Source organism: Acinetobacter sp. B-6, from assembly GCF_056930735.1.
Map to the genome: position 1 here is coordinate 54,575 of NZ_JBXPBY010000007.1, position 19,072 is coordinate 73,646.

The 19,072-nt window shown below is 37.1% G+C and carries 18 protein-coding genes; 9 read left to right on the plus strand and 9 right to left on the minus strand.

Annotation, left to right across the window (positions count from 1 at the left end; all coding sequences use genetic code 11):
* Positions 1-37 precede the first annotated feature (37 nt).
* The 3 genes from AC1Z3T_RS09960 to AC1Z3T_RS09970 all read left to right on the plus strand — a co-directional run bounded on the left by AC1Z3T_RS09960 (position 38) and on the right by AC1Z3T_RS09970 (position 2,137).
* Positions 38-409, plus strand: a complete 372-nt coding sequence (locus tag AC1Z3T_RS09960; protein ID WP_004831535.1) for a DUF3144 domain-containing protein — start codon at positions 38-40, stop codon at positions 407-409.
* A gap of 53 nt (positions 410-462) precedes the next feature.
* Positions 463-867 carry a DUF3144 domain-containing protein gene (locus AC1Z3T_RS09965; protein WP_004831536.1) on the plus strand — a complete coding sequence of 135 codons (405 nt, stop codon included), beginning with the start codon at positions 463-465 and terminating at the stop codon, positions 865-867.
* Between the two features lie 205 nt (positions 868-1,072).
* Entirely contained in the window at positions 1,073-2,137 is a 1,065-nt protein-coding gene (locus AC1Z3T_RS09970) for an amidohydrolase family protein (RefSeq protein ID WP_005030082.1), read from the plus strand.
* A gap of 67 nt (positions 2,138-2,204) precedes the next feature.
* On the opposite strand, the gene AC1Z3T_RS09975 is transcribed toward AC1Z3T_RS09970, so the two are convergent.
* From AC1Z3T_RS09975 to AC1Z3T_RS09990, 4 genes are all read right to left on the minus strand, one after another.
* Positions 2,205-2,621: a GlcG/HbpS family heme-binding protein gene (locus AC1Z3T_RS09975; RefSeq protein WP_009586229.1), complete on the minus strand. Its 417-nt coding sequence runs from the start codon at positions 2,619-2,621 to the stop codon at positions 2,205-2,207.
* Between the two features lie 145 nt (positions 2,622-2,766).
* Positions 2,767-4,062, minus strand: a complete 1,296-nt coding sequence (gene hemL, locus AC1Z3T_RS09980; protein WP_005030087.1) for a glutamate-1-semialdehyde 2,1-aminomutase — start codon at positions 4,060-4,062, stop codon at positions 2,767-2,769.
* 39 nt (positions 4,063-4,101) lie between these two features.
* Positions 4,102-4,725, minus strand: a complete 624-nt coding sequence (gene thiE / locus AC1Z3T_RS09985) for a thiamine phosphate synthase (protein ID WP_004831540.1) — start codon at positions 4,723-4,725, stop codon at positions 4,102-4,104.
* 342 nt (positions 4,726-5,067) lie between these two features.
* Entirely contained in the window at positions 5,068-5,451 is a 384-nt protein-coding gene (locus tag AC1Z3T_RS09990) for an Mpo1-like protein (protein WP_004831545.1), read from the minus strand.
* Between the two features lie 208 nt (positions 5,452-5,659).
* On the opposite strand from AC1Z3T_RS09990, the gene AC1Z3T_RS09995 reads away from it, so the two are divergent.
* Together AC1Z3T_RS09995 and AC1Z3T_RS10000 are read left to right on the plus strand one after the other, a co-directional pair.
* A complete protein-coding gene (locus tag AC1Z3T_RS09995; protein WP_005030091.1) occupies positions 5,660-7,120 on the plus strand; it encodes a CYTH domain-containing protein in 1,461 nt (486 codons plus the stop codon).
* 180 nt (positions 7,121-7,300) lie between these two features.
* On the plus strand, positions 7,301-8,758 hold the full coding sequence (locus AC1Z3T_RS10000) for a CYTH and CHAD domain-containing protein (RefSeq protein ID WP_100884848.1): 1,458 nt from the start codon (positions 7,301-7,303) through the stop codon (positions 8,756-8,758).
* 112 nt (positions 8,759-8,870) lie between these two features.
* On the opposite strand, the gene tsaA is transcribed toward AC1Z3T_RS10000, so the two are convergent.
* On the minus strand, positions 8,871-9,602 hold the full coding sequence (gene tsaA / locus AC1Z3T_RS10005; protein WP_100884847.1) for a tRNA (N6-threonylcarbamoyladenosine(37)-N6)-methyltransferase TrmO: 732 nt from the start codon (positions 9,600-9,602) through the stop codon (positions 8,871-8,873).
* Between the two features lie 99 nt (positions 9,603-9,701).
* Here tsaA and AC1Z3T_RS10010 point away from each other — a divergent pair, with 99 nt between their 5' ends.
* On the plus strand, positions 9,702-10,481 hold the full coding sequence (locus AC1Z3T_RS10010) for a ferredoxin--NADP reductase (RefSeq protein ID WP_004831549.1): 780 nt from the start codon (positions 9,702-9,704) through the stop codon (positions 10,479-10,481).
* A gap of 59 nt (positions 10,482-10,540) precedes the next feature.
* Here the strand turns inward: AC1Z3T_RS10010 and AC1Z3T_RS10015 are convergent, their stop codons facing one another.
* The 3 genes from AC1Z3T_RS10015 to AC1Z3T_RS10025 all read right to left on the minus strand — a co-directional run bounded on the left by AC1Z3T_RS10015 (position 10,541) and on the right by AC1Z3T_RS10025 (position 15,231).
* Complete coding sequence (locus AC1Z3T_RS10015; RefSeq protein WP_046761281.1) at positions 10,541-11,032, minus strand: YfbM family protein; 492 nt, start codon at positions 11,030-11,032, stop codon at positions 10,541-10,543.
* 113 nt (positions 11,033-11,145) lie between these two features.
* Positions 11,146-13,920 carry a M16 family metallopeptidase gene (locus AC1Z3T_RS10020; protein WP_100884846.1) on the minus strand — a complete coding sequence of 925 codons (2,775 nt, stop codon included), beginning with the start codon at positions 13,918-13,920 and terminating at the stop codon, positions 11,146-11,148.
* 480 nt (positions 13,921-14,400) lie between these two features.
* Positions 14,401-15,231 carry a PhzF family phenazine biosynthesis protein gene (locus AC1Z3T_RS10025; RefSeq protein WP_009586238.1) on the minus strand — a complete coding sequence of 277 codons (831 nt, stop codon included), beginning with the start codon at positions 15,229-15,231 and terminating at the stop codon, positions 14,401-14,403.
* A gap of 220 nt (positions 15,232-15,451) precedes the next feature.
* Here AC1Z3T_RS10025 and AC1Z3T_RS10030 point away from each other — a divergent pair, with 220 nt between their 5' ends.
* Both AC1Z3T_RS10030 and AC1Z3T_RS10035 read left to right on the plus strand, forming a co-directional pair.
* Positions 15,452-15,766: a DUF8200 family protein gene (locus AC1Z3T_RS10030; RefSeq protein ID WP_035301323.1), complete on the plus strand. Its 315-nt coding sequence runs from the start codon at positions 15,452-15,454 to the stop codon at positions 15,764-15,766.
* A gap of 188 nt (positions 15,767-15,954) precedes the next feature.
* Positions 15,955-16,755: a hypothetical protein gene (locus tag AC1Z3T_RS10035; protein WP_046761277.1), complete on the plus strand. Its 801-nt coding sequence runs from the start codon at positions 15,955-15,957 to the stop codon at positions 16,753-16,755.
* Positions 16,756-16,817: 62 nt separating this feature from the next.
* Here the strand turns inward: AC1Z3T_RS10035 and AC1Z3T_RS10040 are convergent, their stop codons facing one another.
* Positions 16,818-18,209: an L-cystine transporter gene (locus AC1Z3T_RS10040; RefSeq protein WP_042085124.1), complete on the minus strand. Its 1,392-nt coding sequence runs from the start codon at positions 18,207-18,209 to the stop codon at positions 16,818-16,820.
* A 195-nt stretch (positions 18,210-18,404) separates the two neighbouring features.
* Here AC1Z3T_RS10040 and AC1Z3T_RS10045 point away from each other — a divergent pair, with 195 nt between their 5' ends.
* Positions 18,405-18,989, plus strand: coding sequence for a flavin reductase family protein (locus tag AC1Z3T_RS10045; RefSeq protein WP_042085122.1), 585 nt, complete (start codon positions 18,405-18,407; stop codon positions 18,987-18,989).
* The last annotated feature ends 83 nt before the right edge of the window (positions 18,990-19,072 follow it).

The window sequence follows — 19,072 nt, forward strand, 5'->3', positions numbered from 1 at the left end:
TTATCGCAATGAAACAAGCTTGTGAATAGGAAAGCTTATGTCTGAAAATAATGATTTTTTTGAAGAAACTGAACAAGTTGACTCAGATGAAAGTTTTTACGAACGTGCTGATGAGTTTATAGCACTTGCCAATCAATTCGCTGATGCTGATCATCAAGTCTCTCATCTCAGCGCAAATCCAGGCAGTGTCAGTGCCTCTTTTATGTACGCTAATGCTCGCTATAGTGTTTGGCATGCAGCTTGCTCTTATCAAAATGCACCAGACTTTAAAGCTGATCGACAAGTGATCCTAGACTATTACACCGAACAATTTAAATTGATGCTTGAAGACCATCTTGACGAGTATCAGGAAAATTTCGAAAGTTATTTTCCCCAATCTGATACGGATGAAGTAAAGCGTTTCGTTTGAACACTGGATTGCCTATAATAGCTCACCAATGAAATACCTAATGTGGAAAAACCATGTCTCAAAAAATCAACGCGACTGATATCACTGAAGAAGAAGCTTTAAATGCTGTTTTTTTTGAGCGTGCAGATGAGTTTATCAAACAAGCCAATGAATTCTGTCGCCCAGTCAAGGGAAAACAAGCAAAGCCTGAAGAGCTTCGTGGTCAAGTCAGTGCTGCGATGTTGTTTGCGACTGCTCGTTTTAACACCTGGGTTGCTGCCAATAATTTCAAAGATGGCAATGAAATGCGTGATGCAAAAGAACAAGTTATGTCTTATGTATTACAGCAATTTCAAATGATGCTTGAAGACAATTATGATGAATATTGTGAGCAATTTGAAAACTATCTACGTTTCCGAAAAGATGAAGATTTTCATACGCACAAACATGATCACGATGGACATGATCATCAGCATTGATGGTTTTAGTTGATCACTTGTTTCAGAAAAAATCATGACGCTAGCCTCTGTATATTAGAGGCTAAATCATTCTTCATGATAAAAGTAATACGTCAAAATCGCTAATCATCTATATTTCTAATGCAATATTTACGAACAAATAATATTCATGTTTTATAAAAATATTGTATGGTATGTGCATAATAAATAACAATTTGGACGTTATATGCATACACTTAATTTTCCACTCATTGATCCACATATTCATCAGTGGGATCCGTATAGCACGCCTCATGCAGCTGCTTTTGCTGTGAAGCTTTTAGGTCAGCGCCCTTTTCTGTTAGATAAAATGGTTCGTTTGGTTAAACCCAAAGATTTGATTGAGACTGTTGGGCTGACCGAGCATATTACACGCCCTTATTTGCCACAGGATTATAAAAATGATCTACAGCACTATGCCGTTGAACAGGTTGTTCATATCGAGGCAAGTTGGGCAAAACATAAAGGTAAAGGTGTAGTCGGTGAAACAGAATTTATTGAGTCCTTACCATTTAATGAAGATACAGTGAAACTGGGTGGTATTGTTGCTACCGCTGACCCTTGTGATAGCAATTTTAAGAAAATTTTAAAGCTACATCAAAAAGCATCTAAACGATTACGTGGTATACGGCGTATGGCTGCCTTTCATGAAGATAAAGGTGTGCATAATTGGACAGACACACCACACTTGTATACCCAAAAGAAATTTTTAAAAGGCTTTGAACAACTGGCTCAACATAACCTTAGCTTTGATGCATGGGTATATTCTCAGCAAATTGCAGATGTGATTGAACTTGCAAAAATTTTTCCTGAAACCTCCATCGTTTTAGATCATTTGGGAACACCAGCAGGATTATTTGGCAAGGTGGGTCAAAATACCGGATTGTCTAAAACCGCACGGGAAAACATCTTTTATCAATGGCAGGAAGATATTGCAGAATTATCTACTCTTCCAAATGTGTATACAAAAATGTCGGGGCTATTTATGCCTGTCCTCGGGCATCAATTTTATAAAAACAAACAATTGGCATCGAAACAGCAAATTATTGATCTTGTTGCCCCACTTATTCTGCATGCTTTAGAAAGTTTTGGGACATATCGAGTCATGTTTGCTTCCAACTTTCCAATGGATCGAGTGAATACCAGCCTCGTCAATATCATTGATGCTTTTAGTGATATTGTGATGCAATATGATGAAAATGCACTTGAAAAAGTCTTTCATCATAATGCTAAACAATTCTATCGTTTATGATTGAACAGGATTAAAGTGGTATTTCCAAATGCCACTTTAATCTCATCATTCACTCAAGCATCAAGTTTCAATCAAATTGTGCAAGAAAGGCTTGAATGGCATGTCGAGCAATTTCAGCATCTTCAAATGATTTTACTCCTGATATACCCACCGCACCCACTACATGATCTTGATATAAAATCGGTTCTCCGCCCTCGAGCATGCCTAAACCTGCATTCATGGATAAAAATCCGAATTGACCATTTTTGATCATGTTTTCATAAGCGCTAGAAGGTCTACGACTCAGTGCTGAGCATTTGGCTTTTTCTTGACAAAAATTTGCTGACATTGCCGATGCACCATCCATCCGCTTCATTGCCAATAAATTTCCTGTTTCATCGACAATAGCTATACTGACATTAAAGTGGTGTTCTACAGCGTATTGTTGTGCTTTGTCCAATAAAAATTCTGCATCAGATAGCGTTAAATAATGTTTAGTTTGCATCTTTTCGTCCATAATTATCGTATTTAAAATTAAAAAAAAGCCCATAGTACAAAGGCTATAGGCTTTTATTCTAAATGAAGCTTCACTAAAAATGACTGCTCATTCTGCTCATTTATTACCGCAATCTACATGAGGTAAAATTAAGTTATCGCTTCATTTCAGCAAAGGTTTCTTTGGCTGCTTGTAGGGTAAAAGCAATATCTTCATCACTATGTGCAGCAGAGATAAATCCAGCTTCAAATGCCGAAGGTGCAAGATTTACACCTCGGTTTAACATACCGTGGAAAAATTTACGGAATGCATCAATGTCACATTTCAAAATATGATCAAAACTGGTGATTTCAGTTTGATCTGTAAAGTAAATTCCAAATAATCCGCCTGCTTGTTGGGTAAAGAATGGAATCCCTGCTTCATCAGCAGCAGCTTGCAAGCCTTGCAGTAATTTATCTAGTTTTGCTGTTAAATCCGTATAGAAGTTGGCTTGGCGAAGTGTTTCAAACATTTTTACGCCCGCGCGCATTGCCAATGGATTACCCGACAAAGTACCTGCTTGATAAACACCACCTAAAGGTGCAATACATTCCATAATTTCACGTTTACCACCAAATGCACCTACAGGTAAACCAGCACCAATAATTTTACCCAAAGTGGTTAAGTCTGGTTTTACATTGTAATACGCCTGAGCACCACCAAGCGCAACACGGAAACCCGTCATGACTTCATCAATGATAAATACAGATTGATATTGATCACATTGTTCGCGGATAGTTTCTAAAAAGCCTTTTACGGGCTTAACCAGATTCATATTCCCTGCTACAGGTTCAACAATCACACCTGCGATTTCATGACCATACTTCGCAAAACACGCTTTAACTGCCTCAATATCGTTATATGGCAAAGTGACAGTATGCTTGGCAAAGTCAGCAGGTACTCCTTTTGAAGTTGGTTCACCCATGGTCAACATCCCCGAACCTGCTTTTACCAAAAGTGAGTCTGAATGTCCGTGATAGCAACCTTCGAATTTAACAATCATGTCACGTCCAGTATAGCCACGCGCTAATCGAATAGCGGTCATGGTCGCTTCTGTACCAGAATTGGTCATACGAACTAATTCAATGGATGGCATAATTTCACAAATTAAATCTGCAAGTGTAGTTTCATGGACAGTGGGTGCACCAAAACTTAAACCATCAACCGCTGCTTCTTGGACAGCTTGGATAATATCAGGGTGTGCATGCCCCAAAATCATCGGACCCCAAGAACCAACGTAATCTACATAACGCTTACCATCGACATCATACAAATAAGCCCCTTTGGCCTTTTCGATAAATATTGGCGTACCACCGACGCCATTAAACGCACGTACGGGAGAGTTCACGCCCCCCGGAATATGTTTACTGGCTTGTTTAAACAATTGTTCTTGCTTGGCAGATAACGTCATGAGATTACTCGACTAAAAAAACAAATTACAAAGATAAGCTTAGGCTTTGTGAGCAGTAAATAAATCTGCCCATTCTTGGGTACGTACAGTGACACCAGATAAAGTGCGTCCTAATATATCACTAATTACAGCACAAAGGTCGGCACCGGCTTCGATCACAGGTGCTGAATTTTCAACAGTCAAACCACCTATCGCACAGATTGGTACCTCAAATTTAGCTTTGGCTTGTTTTAAGGTATCAATACCGATATTTCCAGCTTCTGGTTTAGTATCTGTCGCGTAGATTGCCCCAAAAGCAACATAGTTTGCACCATCTGCAATTGCTTGTTCGGCAAGTTCGATCGAATTGTTACAACTTCGCCCTACGAGAACCCCTTTCGGTAAACGAGCTACCGCTTCAACGATTGAACCATCACCTTGACCTAAGTGTACACCCACACCATATTTTATCGCAGCGTCTAGATCGTCATTTATCACAAAAGGTACTTTGTATTGTGCGCACATGGATTTCATGTACTCAATTTCATAGTCCTGATCTTGTTTTGGCACTTTCTTACGGCGATATTGCAGAACAGCAACCTCATAGGTTGCCATTGCACCTTCTAATTTTGCTAATAAAAGTTCAATTGGATCATCATTGGTGATGAGATAAAGACCGCGCATGAGTTACTCGATTCATAATACACTTTTCAATTTGTACTTTAATGAATAATAAGATCAGAAGCTATACTGATGTTTTACAAGTGTTTATGTTTTTTGAAACAATTAACCGAATAAGCTGAATACAACAGCCTAAAATAACATTGCCATTTCTTTTTTAGTTTAGCTGGCTTGTGCTGGCTATTCTTCGATGAAATGCTCAGATCAATGTTATGTCACTGTTTCAGGTCAGTTTACACATCATAGATCTGAGTTTATTGTATGTTTAATCTACGCTAAAGTTTTTGAATCTAACAAAATCTATATTGGCACTCTTATGAAAGTAAGCTCAAGAAGTGACATGAATCAACTGTCAATTTTATCCAAACGGCGATCCTTCAAACTTAGATTGCCTCGTAAAATATCGGAGAGCATACGCCAATCTGAAATAAAGCTATATAAAGGTTGCTTAAAGCTGGCAGGCTTATTTTTTTCGAAAACGAAATGTCCCACCCAAGCACAGGCATAACCTGAAACTAATCCATATAGCACGTATTTGGCTTTACGTTGGCGAATTGCTTGAGTGAAGAAATAAATACCAATGCTACTTCCCGCTGCATGTAAACGGCGACTCATAATGTTGCGGTGTTCTGTTAGATAAAAACGATAAAACTCCGAATAGTTTTTAATTGGAAGTTCAAATTTAGGGTATTGCTCTAATTCCGATTTAGGCTCTACTTGGGCATTCATGTTCAATCATCCTGTTTTATTTTTAGTCAGCTTAGTTTATTTTATGCTGCATTAAAAGCCAAATTAAATATAGTGTGTTAATTGTGCATTCTTGTGGAAAGGATACGTTCCATCAGCATTTTACCAGCAATTTTGCGTTACAATGTCGAATTAAACATGAAGAAAAAGTTAAGTCTTCAATCAACACGATCATTTTTAGGATTTTCACATGCTTGAAGTTGAATTAAAGTTTCAAATTTCCGAAGCTCGTCGCAATGCAATACTCAAAGCAATAGACCCTAAAAAATCTGAGATCATTCACCTACAAGCAAAATACTACGATACCCCTGATCGTCAACTTTCTCAACAAGGCGCTGCACTTCGCCAACGTTTAGAAGGCACACGCTGGATACAGACTTTAAAAGCGGCAACCAAAAATCATTTAGAACGCTTTGAAGACAATATTGATTTAGGTGAACGATCAGAAACACCAAGTTTAGATCTCAAAATTTACGAAAATAAGCCTGAAGTACTCGCCATACTTAAAAATGCTTTAGGTGATAAAATCCAAGACTTACAATTACAGTTCGAAACTGATATTCAGCGCACCACCCGAGTAATCACTTTTGAAGATGCTGAAATTGAAATCAGTTTAGATATCGGTGAAGTCAGAACTGAAACAGCAAAGCAAGACATTCATGAAGTTGAATTTGAATTAAAAAGCGGTTCAATTCAATCACTTTTAGCTTTTAGCTTTGAATGGGTTAAAAAATACCAACTTTGGTTAGATGTCCGCAGTAAAGCTGAATTTGGAAACCTGTTGCTGCTTGGTCACAAAGTTAGTTCCGCAACACTTGCAAAAGAGCCTCATTTAAATAAGAAAGACACTGCTGATAAAAACTTACGTGGGCTGATTGCCAATCAACTACAACATTTACTACCTAATATTGCCGCAATTTCCGCACAAGTCGCTGAACCTGAACATATTCTTCAAGCTCAAACTGCCCTCCACCACCTCCATTTAACCTTATCATTATTTAAAGATTGGACAGACAGCAAAACAGAAAAATGGGCACACCAACTTTCCGCTTTTGAGAGTCATTTTAAAAATTTACAACATTTTGAACATATGCAACGCACGTTAGGGGCTTTACTACAAAATCCAAAAACGGCTGAGAGCCTAGATAAAGACATTTTATATGCCAATGAAAAGTTAATTAATCTCGTCAAATCTACTCAAAATGTTCAACACTACCTAGAATTATTAATGTTTAGTTTGGGGCAATCAGAAAAGTCCCAAGCACATGATTTGAAATGGTTTGCACAAAATACTCTGCAACATCAGTACAAACAGCTCCAAGAGAGTTTGAATGGTGCTGATCTTTCGGATCTTGAAAGTCTTGAAGCATTGGCACAGCATTTAAATGAACTGAAGTTTAGTTTTCCAATTTTAACCCAGATCTATGATGTTAAAAATTTGCAGAAATACGGTAAATCTTTGAACGATGCTCAACAAGCCTGTGAGCAATATCAAGTATTGGCATCCTCCTCTTCTTATTTACAACAAACTGACTTAGACGCAAGCGATTGGTTTGCTTTAGGATGGCTGACTGCCAAGCAAGAGGTATATGCTGAAAAATTACTCGAAGCCACGGAGCAGTTCTTAGTCAGTCGTAAATTCTTAAAATAATAACTGTAAAGAGATGATTTTTAAAATAAAAATCATCTCTTTACATATTTCAACCAAGAATAAAACACAGTATAAATCTTCAACTGAGCATTTGATTTGTAATCATTTTTTAAAAATTCTCAAAAATACGATTGATCAGATTAGAATCATTTTGATACTAGCGAAAATGAGAAGATTAAGATGTTTGAAATCGAATTAAAATTCCAGATTCCGCAAGAAAAGCAAGATGCTCTCATTAAAGCATTTCAAAGAAAAAATGATCGCAGCTTACATCTACAAGCAAAGTATTACGACACTCCATCTTTTATATTATCAGAACATTCTATTTCGCTTCGTCAACGGCTTGAAAATGATCAATGGGTGCAAACTCTGAAACTTCCAACGGAACAAAAGCTTAAACGTGCTGAGTTTGAACATGTTTTAGCAACAGATGAAACTGAGTTAGATCTTGAAGTTTATTTAAAAAATAAACAGATTGATAAAAGTATTCAAACATTATTAGAACAAAATAAAAGTTTGCTTGAAATTCAGTTTCAAACAGACATTGAAAGAAGATTAAGCGTTTTCCATTTTCAAAATAGTCAAATTGAAGTCAGTTATGACCAAGGACAAATTTTTACCCAAGACGATCGTTTAACTTTGCATGAACTTGAATTTGAACTTAAACAAGGCACAGTACAAGATCTGATTTCTTTTATATTGCCCCGTGTGAAACGCTATGGCTTGTGGTTGGATGTCAGAAGCAAAGCACAACAAGGTTTTCAATTGGCGCAAAGCATCCAAGACAATCCGGTAGAATTCCAAACATCTTTACAGCTAAATGCAAAAGACACAGCTGAAATAGTGTTAAAAAAGATGTTCAATAACTGCCTTAATCATTTGCTTCCCAACAGCACGGCGATTGCTTCGGGTAACTTTAACTCCAAGCATGTCCATCAGGCACGTGTCGCTATCCGCCGTTTACGTAGTGCAATTAAAATCTTTTCTGGTTGGTCTTTGCATATTGACCCAACCTGGCAAACGCAATTAACAGAATTGTTTAGACAGCTTGGTTCAACACGAGATTTAGATGTGATTCGTGAAGAACTCTTACCTCAGCTAGAAGCGGTAGGTGCTCCAAAATTTAAGTTGCCTGAATCAGAAACTACAGATAGACAGAAATTAACTAAACTATTTAGGTCATTTAATTTTAACTATTTAATTCTTTCATTGATTCAATTCATCGAACAAGATTCAACTGAAAAAACAAAAACCTCAGCACACAAATTAGCATTAAAGAAAATCAGTAAATTACATCAAAAAATTCAATTAGACGCTCAAAACTACTTAAACCTAGACATAGAAGCACGACACAAAACACGTAAAAATTTAAAGCGTTTGCGCTATAGCCTAGAATTTGTTTCATCCTTATGTGATAAAAAAGCTGTAAAAAAATACTTAAAATCAATAAAACCGGCTCAAGAGAGTTTAGGTCTATACAATGATTTTATTGTAGCAGAAGAGCTTTTAACAAAGCTGGTCAATACACAACCACAAGTTTGGTTTGCTTTGGGATGGATCGCATCAGAAAAACAACGTGTTTTACAGCAATCTCAGCAAGACTTACTCGACTTTGCTCAAATAAGTACATTGCAGTAAGGCACTCCCAGTAAAGCCAAATGCTCAATGAGTGATAGCATAAATTGAGAAATTCCTTTTTGACGAGTAATACCTTAAAAACTCTCATCATTTTTTACTCTATTGATAGTGTTTAAGTCTGCTCATAGAGCATGATTTCTTGGATAACAATTGCTTCATCACTACAGCTAAATTTAATATTCATCTGTCCAAAACGCATCCCATAAATTCTTTGCGCATCGTCTTGATAGGCTGGACGTGGATCCAATGCCAATACTGACTCAAGTTCAGCAATATATTGCTGATCAATTTTTGCTTGTTGTAATAAACCTGTTCTAGATTGACATGCATGTTCTGACCAACGTACTTGTTTAACAACAGGTCGATCTTGTGCATAACCGCTTTGCGCATCCAACACAGCGTCAGAATACTTGATATAAGGTTTGATATCTAAAATGGGTGTACCGTCTAATAAGTCACTTCCTGTCACATAAACACGCACAATATTACCCACTTTTTTGACCTGTTTAAGTTGAACAACCGACAATCCAACAGGTGCTGGACGATACATACTGCGTGTAGCAAATACTCCTATTTTCTTATTGCCACCTAATCGTGGCGGACGGACTTGGGGTCGAAATTTATCCAGTTGTTGCTGATTTTTATTGTCATGAAACTGCCAGATCAGCCATAAATGACTAAATTCTTCAATTCCTTCAAATGCCTCCATAACATTATAAGGGGCGAGCATTTCAATAAAAGATTCGACCTGAACCAAATTCGGTTGCCGAGGAATCCCAAATTTTTCCACATAAGGTGAACGCATAATACCAATAATTGGAAGACTCAACTCCGTCATAATCATTTTTTCTGATAAGCTCAATTAAATATATTCAGTTTATCGAGAATGATTTTAGATTAGAATAGCAAGCTGTTCTAATTTGATAATTTATTGAGACCTTTAATGGCTGCTTTCAACGTCGAAAAGATTACTCACGTACACCACTGGAATGACACTTTATTCAGTTTTAAGACCACACGTGATACTGCATTACGTTTTAAAAATGGTCAATTTGTGATGATTGGTCTTGAAGTCAATGGTAAGCCTTTAATGCGCGCATATTCGATTGCTAGCGCTAACTACGAAGAAGAATTAGAGTTTTTCTCAATCAAAGTACCTGATGGTCCTTTGACGTCTATTTTACAAAAAGTAAAAGTTGGCGATGAAATCTTGGTTTCGAAAAAACCGACTGGAACTTTAGTCCTTGACGATTTAAATCCAGGTAAGAATCTTTACCTTCTTTCTTCTGGGACTGGACTTGCACCATTCTTATCAACCATTCGTGACCCTGAAACTTACGAACGCTTTGAAAAAGTGATTGTTGTCCACGGAACACGTTTTATTTCTGAATTGGCATATCAAGATCTTATTCTCAATGAACTTCCAAACAATGAGTTCTTTGAAGAATTAGGCATCAAAGATAAATTGGTTTACTACCCAACAGTAACGCGTGAAGACTTTCATACACAAGGTCGTGTAACGACTGCAATTGAAACGGGCGCTTTATTTGAAAAAATCGGTTTACCACGTTTTAATCCAGAAACTGACCGTGCAATGTTATGCGGTAGCCCAGCATTTCTTGATGATGTTGTGGCACTATTGGATCAACATGGTCTTAAAGAATCACCAAAAATGGGTGTATTGGGCGACTACGTGATCGAACGTGCATTTGTTGAAAAATAAGTTTTAATCGTTAAAGATTAAAATGATAAACCGAGGTCAACGCCTCGGTTTTTTAATGATTAATGAATATAAATCAACACAGCCTGATTTCTGAGTGCCGCTTCTTGATAGAATTGTTTTAAGTCTTGAAAATACGGCAAAATATACTGTAACCCTTCCTCACTGTCTTCATCCCACATATTTGGATAAATATCAGCTTGGTCCAAGGCTTCAATATCATATTGCTTTGAAAACTGATGATCACTGACCTGCTCTACTGCGTTCGCAACTTGCTTCACTTGCTCCGCTGTTAAATATCTGGCTGGACCGATTCCTAGATCCTCACCAATCTCTTTACCACCGAAAAACACCATTGCTAAAGGACCTTGTCCTCCATAAGCGTCACCATTTAAGATAAAATGAATGGCATGCCATGTCTTATCCAAATCCAAAGTTTGTGATTGTTGATCTTTTTGATCACCATAAACATAAGCTTCAAGTAAATTTGGTGACTGAATAAAATCTTCTAATTGTTGCGTTGAAATACTCAATAAATTGCCGATCATTGACATTGTTTTCACTCTTTTTTCATTATTCTTCGAATTTATAAATCAAAAAGCCATATATGTATAGGGTCTGTGAACAGACCCTATACTTTACTCAAACTAATTTTTAATTTAGGCGATCAATTTATACCTTTCTGAGCTTGCCCATATTGATCAGCCATGACTTCAACCAATTGCTCTGGTTTAATATATTTTTTAATCGCAGCATCAACATCAGCCTTAGTCAGCTTGGCAAATTGTTGATCACGTAAACCACGACTATCCATTTTTTTATTGCGTTCAAGTTGGCTGTTAAGCATACGATGAATGATCCGCTCATCTTCCAATGAGGTTACACGCTGCTTCATAATATTGGCTTTTGCCGCTTCCAACTCTTGACTGGTCACGCCAGTAGTGAGTAAATCCTGCAATACCTTACGAACCACTTGTGATACTTCAGCAGATTTTCCTGCGGTGTAATTGGCTTCGATCGATAAAGCTCCAGCATCATTGAAAGAATCTAAGTTAAGTTGACTGCCAAAACCGTAAACCAAGGCATTCTTCTCACGCAATTCCTGTCCTAAACGAGAAGATAACTGGGAATCGCCAAGAATATAACTAAACACAATTAATGCGGCTGCATCTTTATTGTCTACACCTACAGGTAAAGTCTGTAATGCCTGATAACTACCAAATTCACGTTGTTCTGACAGTGCATGCACTTTTTGTGCTTTGTAAGTATTAAATTCAGTCGATAAGCGTTGGTATGGTTGTTTACCCGTCCAATTTCCAAACTGTTGATTAAGTAACTTTTGCATAGCTTTGGCATCATATTGTCCTGTCACAGAAATGAAGCCGTGATCCATTGCAAAATACTTTTTATACAGGTCAATCACCTGTTGATTGGTCGCTGCCTGAATCTGCTGTTTTGCCAATTCAGGTTCAAAATGATAACGCAAATCTCCTGGTTGATAGGTTTCCAATAGACGCGCTATTGTTAAAGAGGAAACCGTTTCTGGCTCAGTATAGGGACGGTCTAAACTCGAAAGACTCTGTAATTTAATCAGATCAAATTGTGATTGTTCAAATTTAGGATTTTGCATTACAGAAACGATATATTTGAAGAAATCTTCAAATTTTTCTTTTTTCGCTGAAATTTGAATGGTTATCCCATTATCGATGGCCGCTGCAGTTGCATCACCGCCTGCCTCAATGGTTTTATCTGCAATATTCTGTAAGCTATATTGCTCGGATGCGCGCAACAATAAATAAGCCATAAAATCTAAAATTTGCGATTTATTTTTTAAAGCCTCTGCTGTACCAAAATTCACCTCAATGGTCGCATAGGTTTTATCATCACGTGTCGAGGTTGGGAACAAGGCATATTGCATTCCATTCTTCAATGTTCCGCGTTGAATCTTTTTCTCTGTCGCCTCTAAGTACTGTTTTGACTGTTGAACGTACTGAGCAACTTCAGCTTGGTAAACACTGACATCTTTCAATGGTTCAACTGCTGCTGCCTGCTGATCAAGTGTTTTCGGTTTTTCAGTTGCTTGTTTTTGTTCTAAAGCTTTTTTCTGATCTTCTGGTGTAGGTTGAATATCACCATGGAAACGATGTTGTTGGGTTAAGAACGACTTTAAAGTTGAATTGGTTTCATTCACTGTCAAATTTTGAATACGTTGTTGATCTTTAAAATATTGCGCCCAATCACCATGAGAAGTCACCACATAGTCACTTAACATGCCTCCTACAGCAGTTGCACTGCTCATTAGGTTATCGTGTGCATTCTGAATTAAGTTTTTAACGCGTTTTAATTCGACATCATTAAAGCTTGGGTTCTGCTCCACACCAGAAATCAAGGATTGATCAATTTTCTTAGCGTCATGATTCGGTGCATAAATTGCCCCCATAAACACCAAATTAAAATCATCATCTAACCATGTTGTTGACTGAACGTTGGTCGCTATACCTGTTTCCACCATACTTGAGTAGAGATGACCGCTCGGTTGCAAAGTATAGAGATAAGGAGCAAGTGCGAGTGCTGGTTGAATTTTCTCATTCTTACCATTCATATAAATATTAAATTTGGCAAGATCGCTGCCTTTTTTCACAGTGAAATCACGATTTTTAATTTTTGCAGAATCTAATAATGGCACTTGAGCTTGTTGCGGGGTTTGACGTGCAGAAATCGGGCTGAAATTTTTATCAATCGCTTTTAAAACTTCTACCTTATCAAATTTACCTGAAATCACCATGACCGCATTATTCGGTGCATACCAATCTTTATAGAATTTATTTAATTCACTCATTTTAATCGATTGCAGTTCAGATAAGTCACCAATAGGTAAACGTCCTAAAGATTGATTACCATAAGCTGCTTTCCACATCTGATCCATTAATACAGCAAAAGGCTGATCCATGCGCACTTCACGTTCACGCATGACAATATTAATTTCAGATGGAACAAATTTTTCTTGGAGTACCAATTTATCCATACGCTGTGATTCTAAGTAGATCACTTCATTTAAGATATTTTGGTCTGGGCGAACAATATTGGTATATTTGGTTGAGTAATAATCTGTGCTGGCATTGGTCATCAACGTGTATTGATCTAAACGGCGTTGAAACTCTTCACCTTTCACATCTTGCGTGCCTTTAAAAGCCAAATGCTCAAGTAAATGAGCCAAACCACCTTTACCCTGTGGATCATTTAAAGAACCCGTTAAATATACGGTGTTCATAAACACTTTATTTTCTTTGTCGTTTGGCGCAAGTAAAACCCGAAAGCCATTCTCTAGCTTATATTCTTCAATATTATGATCAGATTTAACCAGAACAGTTTGAGCCAATGTCGACGCACTGAAACCAAGAATACAGAGAGAGAATGTGAGTTTTTTCAACCGCATAAGCATAAAAGAATCCAGAATTTTTTAAATTTTAAACATTTATAAGTGAGACATCTTAAAAAATTCTGAACATAATTTATAGTTAAGTTTTGAAAAAATAGCCGTTTATTTCAACGGCTTTTGTAAGCATTTCTGAATAAATATAGTCAAACCGCCTGATTATTCATACAAGTGATTTGGATGATTCATTTATTTTGTACTTTTGAATCATAAACAGTTTTGCTATCACGAGGCGACATGGATGTCGCCATGTTGAGCGGGGGTATTAGGATGTACCCCTCGCTCAACGGAAGATTTTTGTTACTTTTCATCTCTGAAAAGTAAAGTATCGCCTACGCAAAACAATTTAAACTCTAGAGCTAAAGCGTGGCAGTGCAAGCTTTATATCATCAAACAATATATTGATCGCTTTAATTTTATTGATCAAGAGAAATGATATTCAATTGGATGAATTTTTCAACAGATTGACTATACAATTCAGTCTATTTAAATCACGATCTCAGCTTGCATGTAAAGCTGGGCATAACCAGAAATTTCAATACGATTATCTGCTTGAAGAGTGCAAAATAATGTTCCACCACGCTCAGAAGCCTGATAACCAATTAACTGATTTTTTGCTAATTTTTCAGCCCATAATGGCGCTAAACCCGTATGCATAGACCCTGTCACAGGATCTTCATTGATTCCTTTGTGTGGAGCGAAATAGCGAGCAACATAATCATATTGATCAGAAGCGGCAGTGATGGTCACATCAAAACCACCCGAACTTGCGGTCAATGCTGTACTCACACTGTATTCCTCTGCAATACGTGTAATGTTGACCAAATTTGCTTGAGCATCAATCACATCTTGTGCCGAATCACAGACCAAAATATAAGCCTGAGCATTTAAATAAACTTCTTTAAAAGGCTTATCAATCACATGATTCAGTAATTCAGGATATTCCGTAACTTTTTGCGGTCTGCGTATTGGAAAGTTCATTTGAATCTTACCATCATCGGCTTGTTGAATGGTAAAAATACCTAAGTCTTTCACATGAAAACGAATTGTTTTGGCTGACGTATAGTCTTTAAATAAAACAAATGCTGATGCTAATGTTGCATGTCCACAAAAGTCCACTTCAACTTTTGGCGTAAACCAACGAATCTGATAATTTTCATCGTCGATTCTTTTTACAAATGCCGTTTCTGCCAAATTATTTTCTAAGGCAATATTCTGCATCAAGGCATGATCAAGCCATTCGTCTAAAACTAAAACTGCCGCAGGATTTCCTTTAAATAATTGTTGTGTAAAAGCATCAACTTGGTACATTTTCATCACAGAGACTCCTTATTTTCACACATTCTAAGTCAAGCAAAAAAATGATTACAGATACAATCTAAGCATAAAAATGGGTACAGAATATAGATATTTAATTCATGAAACTTTTCATTCACAAAACGAGCATTTTCATTATAGTATTTCAGGTGAATAATTTTTTTATCCCAATAAATAGGCAATAATAATGAAGAATAATCAAATGAAGAATCCCCAAACAATGTGTAAAAGCATCGTAATCACCTGTTGCTTACTCTTTTCTCCTTGGGCAAGTGCATCCAATACCACTTGGATTGCAGGAACAACACATAAAGGAAAAGTTACCGTTCCTATCGAAAACGGTCCAAATGTGGTTTGGAAATGTGATGGTTCTGTTTGTCGAATGACTGGTCCATGGGGCAATCAACTATCGCTTGACTCATGTCAAAGCTTGGTCTCCCGTATTGGAAAAATTAATTTTTACAAAAATAGTGCGGGTAAAATTTGGACAAAAAAATCTAAAGAATTGGCAGAATGTAATAAAGCATCGCGATAGCGTACTCTAAAATTAACACCATAAATTTACAAGAGACGATGACTCCATATTCTTTATCACTTCTTTCTAAGCATCAATGCATTAAATTGGAGTTATATTTTATGTGTATATCCCTCTTCAGTATAGGCAATTGATCGAATCCATTGAGTGTATTGAGAAATTTAAACTTTCATATATGGGATAAATGTATGAAGCAATCTCGTTATTTAGATGAGTTAAACATACTTTTGAATCAATCAAAATTCGAACAAGTCGAAGTGTATCTAAAAGCACACTCAAATTTACCTGGACCTCGCGCAAATTTAGAACTGAGCTATAGCTTTGCCAGATGCTTTGCAAATATTTCAATATCTCAAAGCTTATGGGAATTTTTAGAGCAGTTATTAAATACATCAACTGACGGTAATTCGCGCGAAACAATTTTACCTTTCAGTGCTTTACTCGGATTATCTCAGAGTTATTTTTCTCAAGACACAACTCATCAAAAAATCATTTTAAATCAAAATCAAACCATGATGAATGATTCACGTTGGAGACTTCGAGAAGCCGCAGCAATGGCGTGCCAAATTATTGGGGAGCAAGATTTTTCAACTATCAAAAAATGGTTCGAACAGATATATCCTGATTCTAGTCTGCTAGAAAAAAGAGGAATTTTAGTCACTCTTGCTCACCCTCCTCTCTTAACAACCGCAGCTAACACTGTATATTGTTTAAATCTATGTGAACAAATCTTTAACGATATTTTTCCGTCTGATCATCAAACAATAGATCAATCAGAAGCCTTTAAAACATTGAAGAAAAGTTTGGAATACGTACTCAGTGTATTTGTTGCTGCAGATCCTTTACTCGGCTTTGATTTGCTTGCAAAGCTTGCTGAGAGAAAGCATCAGCAGATCAATAAAATTCTTAAAGCAAATTTATCAAAAAGTCGATTAACTAAAAAATATATGCTTAAAATCAATAAAATATATGAAATGATGGATCAATAAATAAAAAAACACCTAAATAAAATTTAGGTGTTTTTAAAACTCAGACAATCGAGAAAAAATGATCAGCTATGTTGCAAATCTTCTTGCTCATCTGAAAGTAAAATAGATTGGTCTGTCTGCCCCATCAATTGACTGGTTACCACACCAGCAGTCATTGAGCCATCGACATTTAAAGCCGTACGTCCCATATCAATCAAAGGTTCAATTGAGATTAACAACGCCACTAAAGTGACGGGTAGCCCCATAATGGGTAATACAATCAGCGCTGCAAAAGTTGCACCACCACCGACACCTGCAACACCAATTGAACTGAGTGTTACCACGCAGACCAAAGTCAAAATCCAAACAGGATCAAGTGGGTTAATCCCGACAGTCGGTGCAACCATGACCGCAAGCATTGCTGGATATAAACCTGCACAGCCATTTTGACCGATGGTCGTACCAAACGATGCTGAAAAACTGGCAATTGACTCAGGTATCCCTAAACGGCGTGTTTGTGCTTCAATATTTAAAGGAATACTGGCTGCACTTGAACGACTGGTAAAAGCAAAAGTCAGTACAGGTAAAACCTTTTTAAAGAAACGAATCGGGTTAACACCAGTGAATAATAAAATCAGTGCATGTACCCCAAACATGATGGCTAAGCCCAGATAAGAAGCAACAAGGAAACCACCTAGATTGACGATATCCGCTGCATTCGAGCTTGCCACCACTTTTGTAATTAATGCAAATACACCATAAGGCGTAAGCGTCATGACCAAGCGAACCAGTTTCATGACCCAAGCTTGTAAAGTATCAATTGCACTGACAATACGTTGCCCTTTTTCAGCATCATCTCTAATGAGATTTAAACCAGCCAAGCCCAATAAGGTTGCAAAAATAACCACACTAATAATTGAAGTTGGGTGAGCTCCCGTCAATTCTGCAAATGGATTGGTCGGCAAAAATGATAAAATGAAATCTGGCACATTTAAGTCAGTGACTTTACCAATATAATCCGTTTGAATTGCTTCAAGTCGCGCTGTTTCTTGTGTACCTTGTACTAAACCTGCCGCACTTAAACCAAAAAGATTGGTGACAAAAACACCAACCAATGCTGCAATAAATGTAGTAATCAACAATGTACCAATGCTGATAAGACTAATTTTACCCAGTGATGAAGCGTTATGTAGTTTGATCACAGCACTCAATATTGAAACTAGAACCAATGGCATTACGACCATCTGCAACAGTTTCACATAACCATTACCAACAATGTTAAACCATTGAATAGATTCAGTTAAAATTGCTGAATTTGTACCATAAACCCAATGTAATCCAAGCCCAAATACAACACCCAAACACAAACCTGCAAACACTTTTTTAGCCAGACTCCAATCGGTCTTTCTGGTTTGCATTAACAGTATGATTAAGGCAATGAATATGACAATATTCAAAATGAGCGTATAGTTCATTCGAGTTCCAATAGTTTTGATCGTTTTATTATAAACTTATTGTGAAATATCCAATAGCCTTTAGCACTTTTAGCGATTTAACTGATATTTTTTTGTTGCTCATAATCAACAATAAAAACATCATCTTATTTGCTTCATATGAATTTCATATAAGCATGTGCAAATAATGAATAAGCCCTCAATATAGGTTGTAATATGAATCAACATCTCCAAGCTGTTGAGCTTTCAAAAGCATATCGTCTATTAAATCATGGTCCAACCGTACTGGTGTCTGCGCAGTATGAACATGAGCAGAATGTCATGGCTGCTGCATGGGCATGTGCATTGGAGCTCGTACCTGCAAAAGTAACTGTTGTTTTAGACAAAAGCACAAAAACACGATTATTAATTGAAAAATCAGGTTATTTCATTTTACAAGTTCCCACCTTAAAGCAACTTAAACTGGTGCAACAACTGGGTTCAATCAGTCAATTCAACGATCCAGAAAAACTGTCACATTGTGAGACCCCCTTATTCAAGTTTGAAGGTTTTGATCTGCCTGCAGTGGAAGGCTGTGCGGCTTGGCTGATCTGTGAATTGATCCCAGAACCACACAATCAGCAGGAACATGATTTATTTATTGGCAAGGTAATCGCGGCTTATGCAGACGACCGAGTTTTCCGCAATGGGCACTGGTATTACCATGAAGTAGATGCCGAGTGGAAAAGTTTGCATCATGTTGCAGGTGGGCATTATTACACCATTGGTGACCCTGTCGATGCCAACCTCATTCAACCCTAATTTTTATTGTAACCAGAGTTCGAGTATTAAAGGCATTCAGTTGGGCTCAGTATTGTCTTTTTTACCAATTGATGGATTATTCT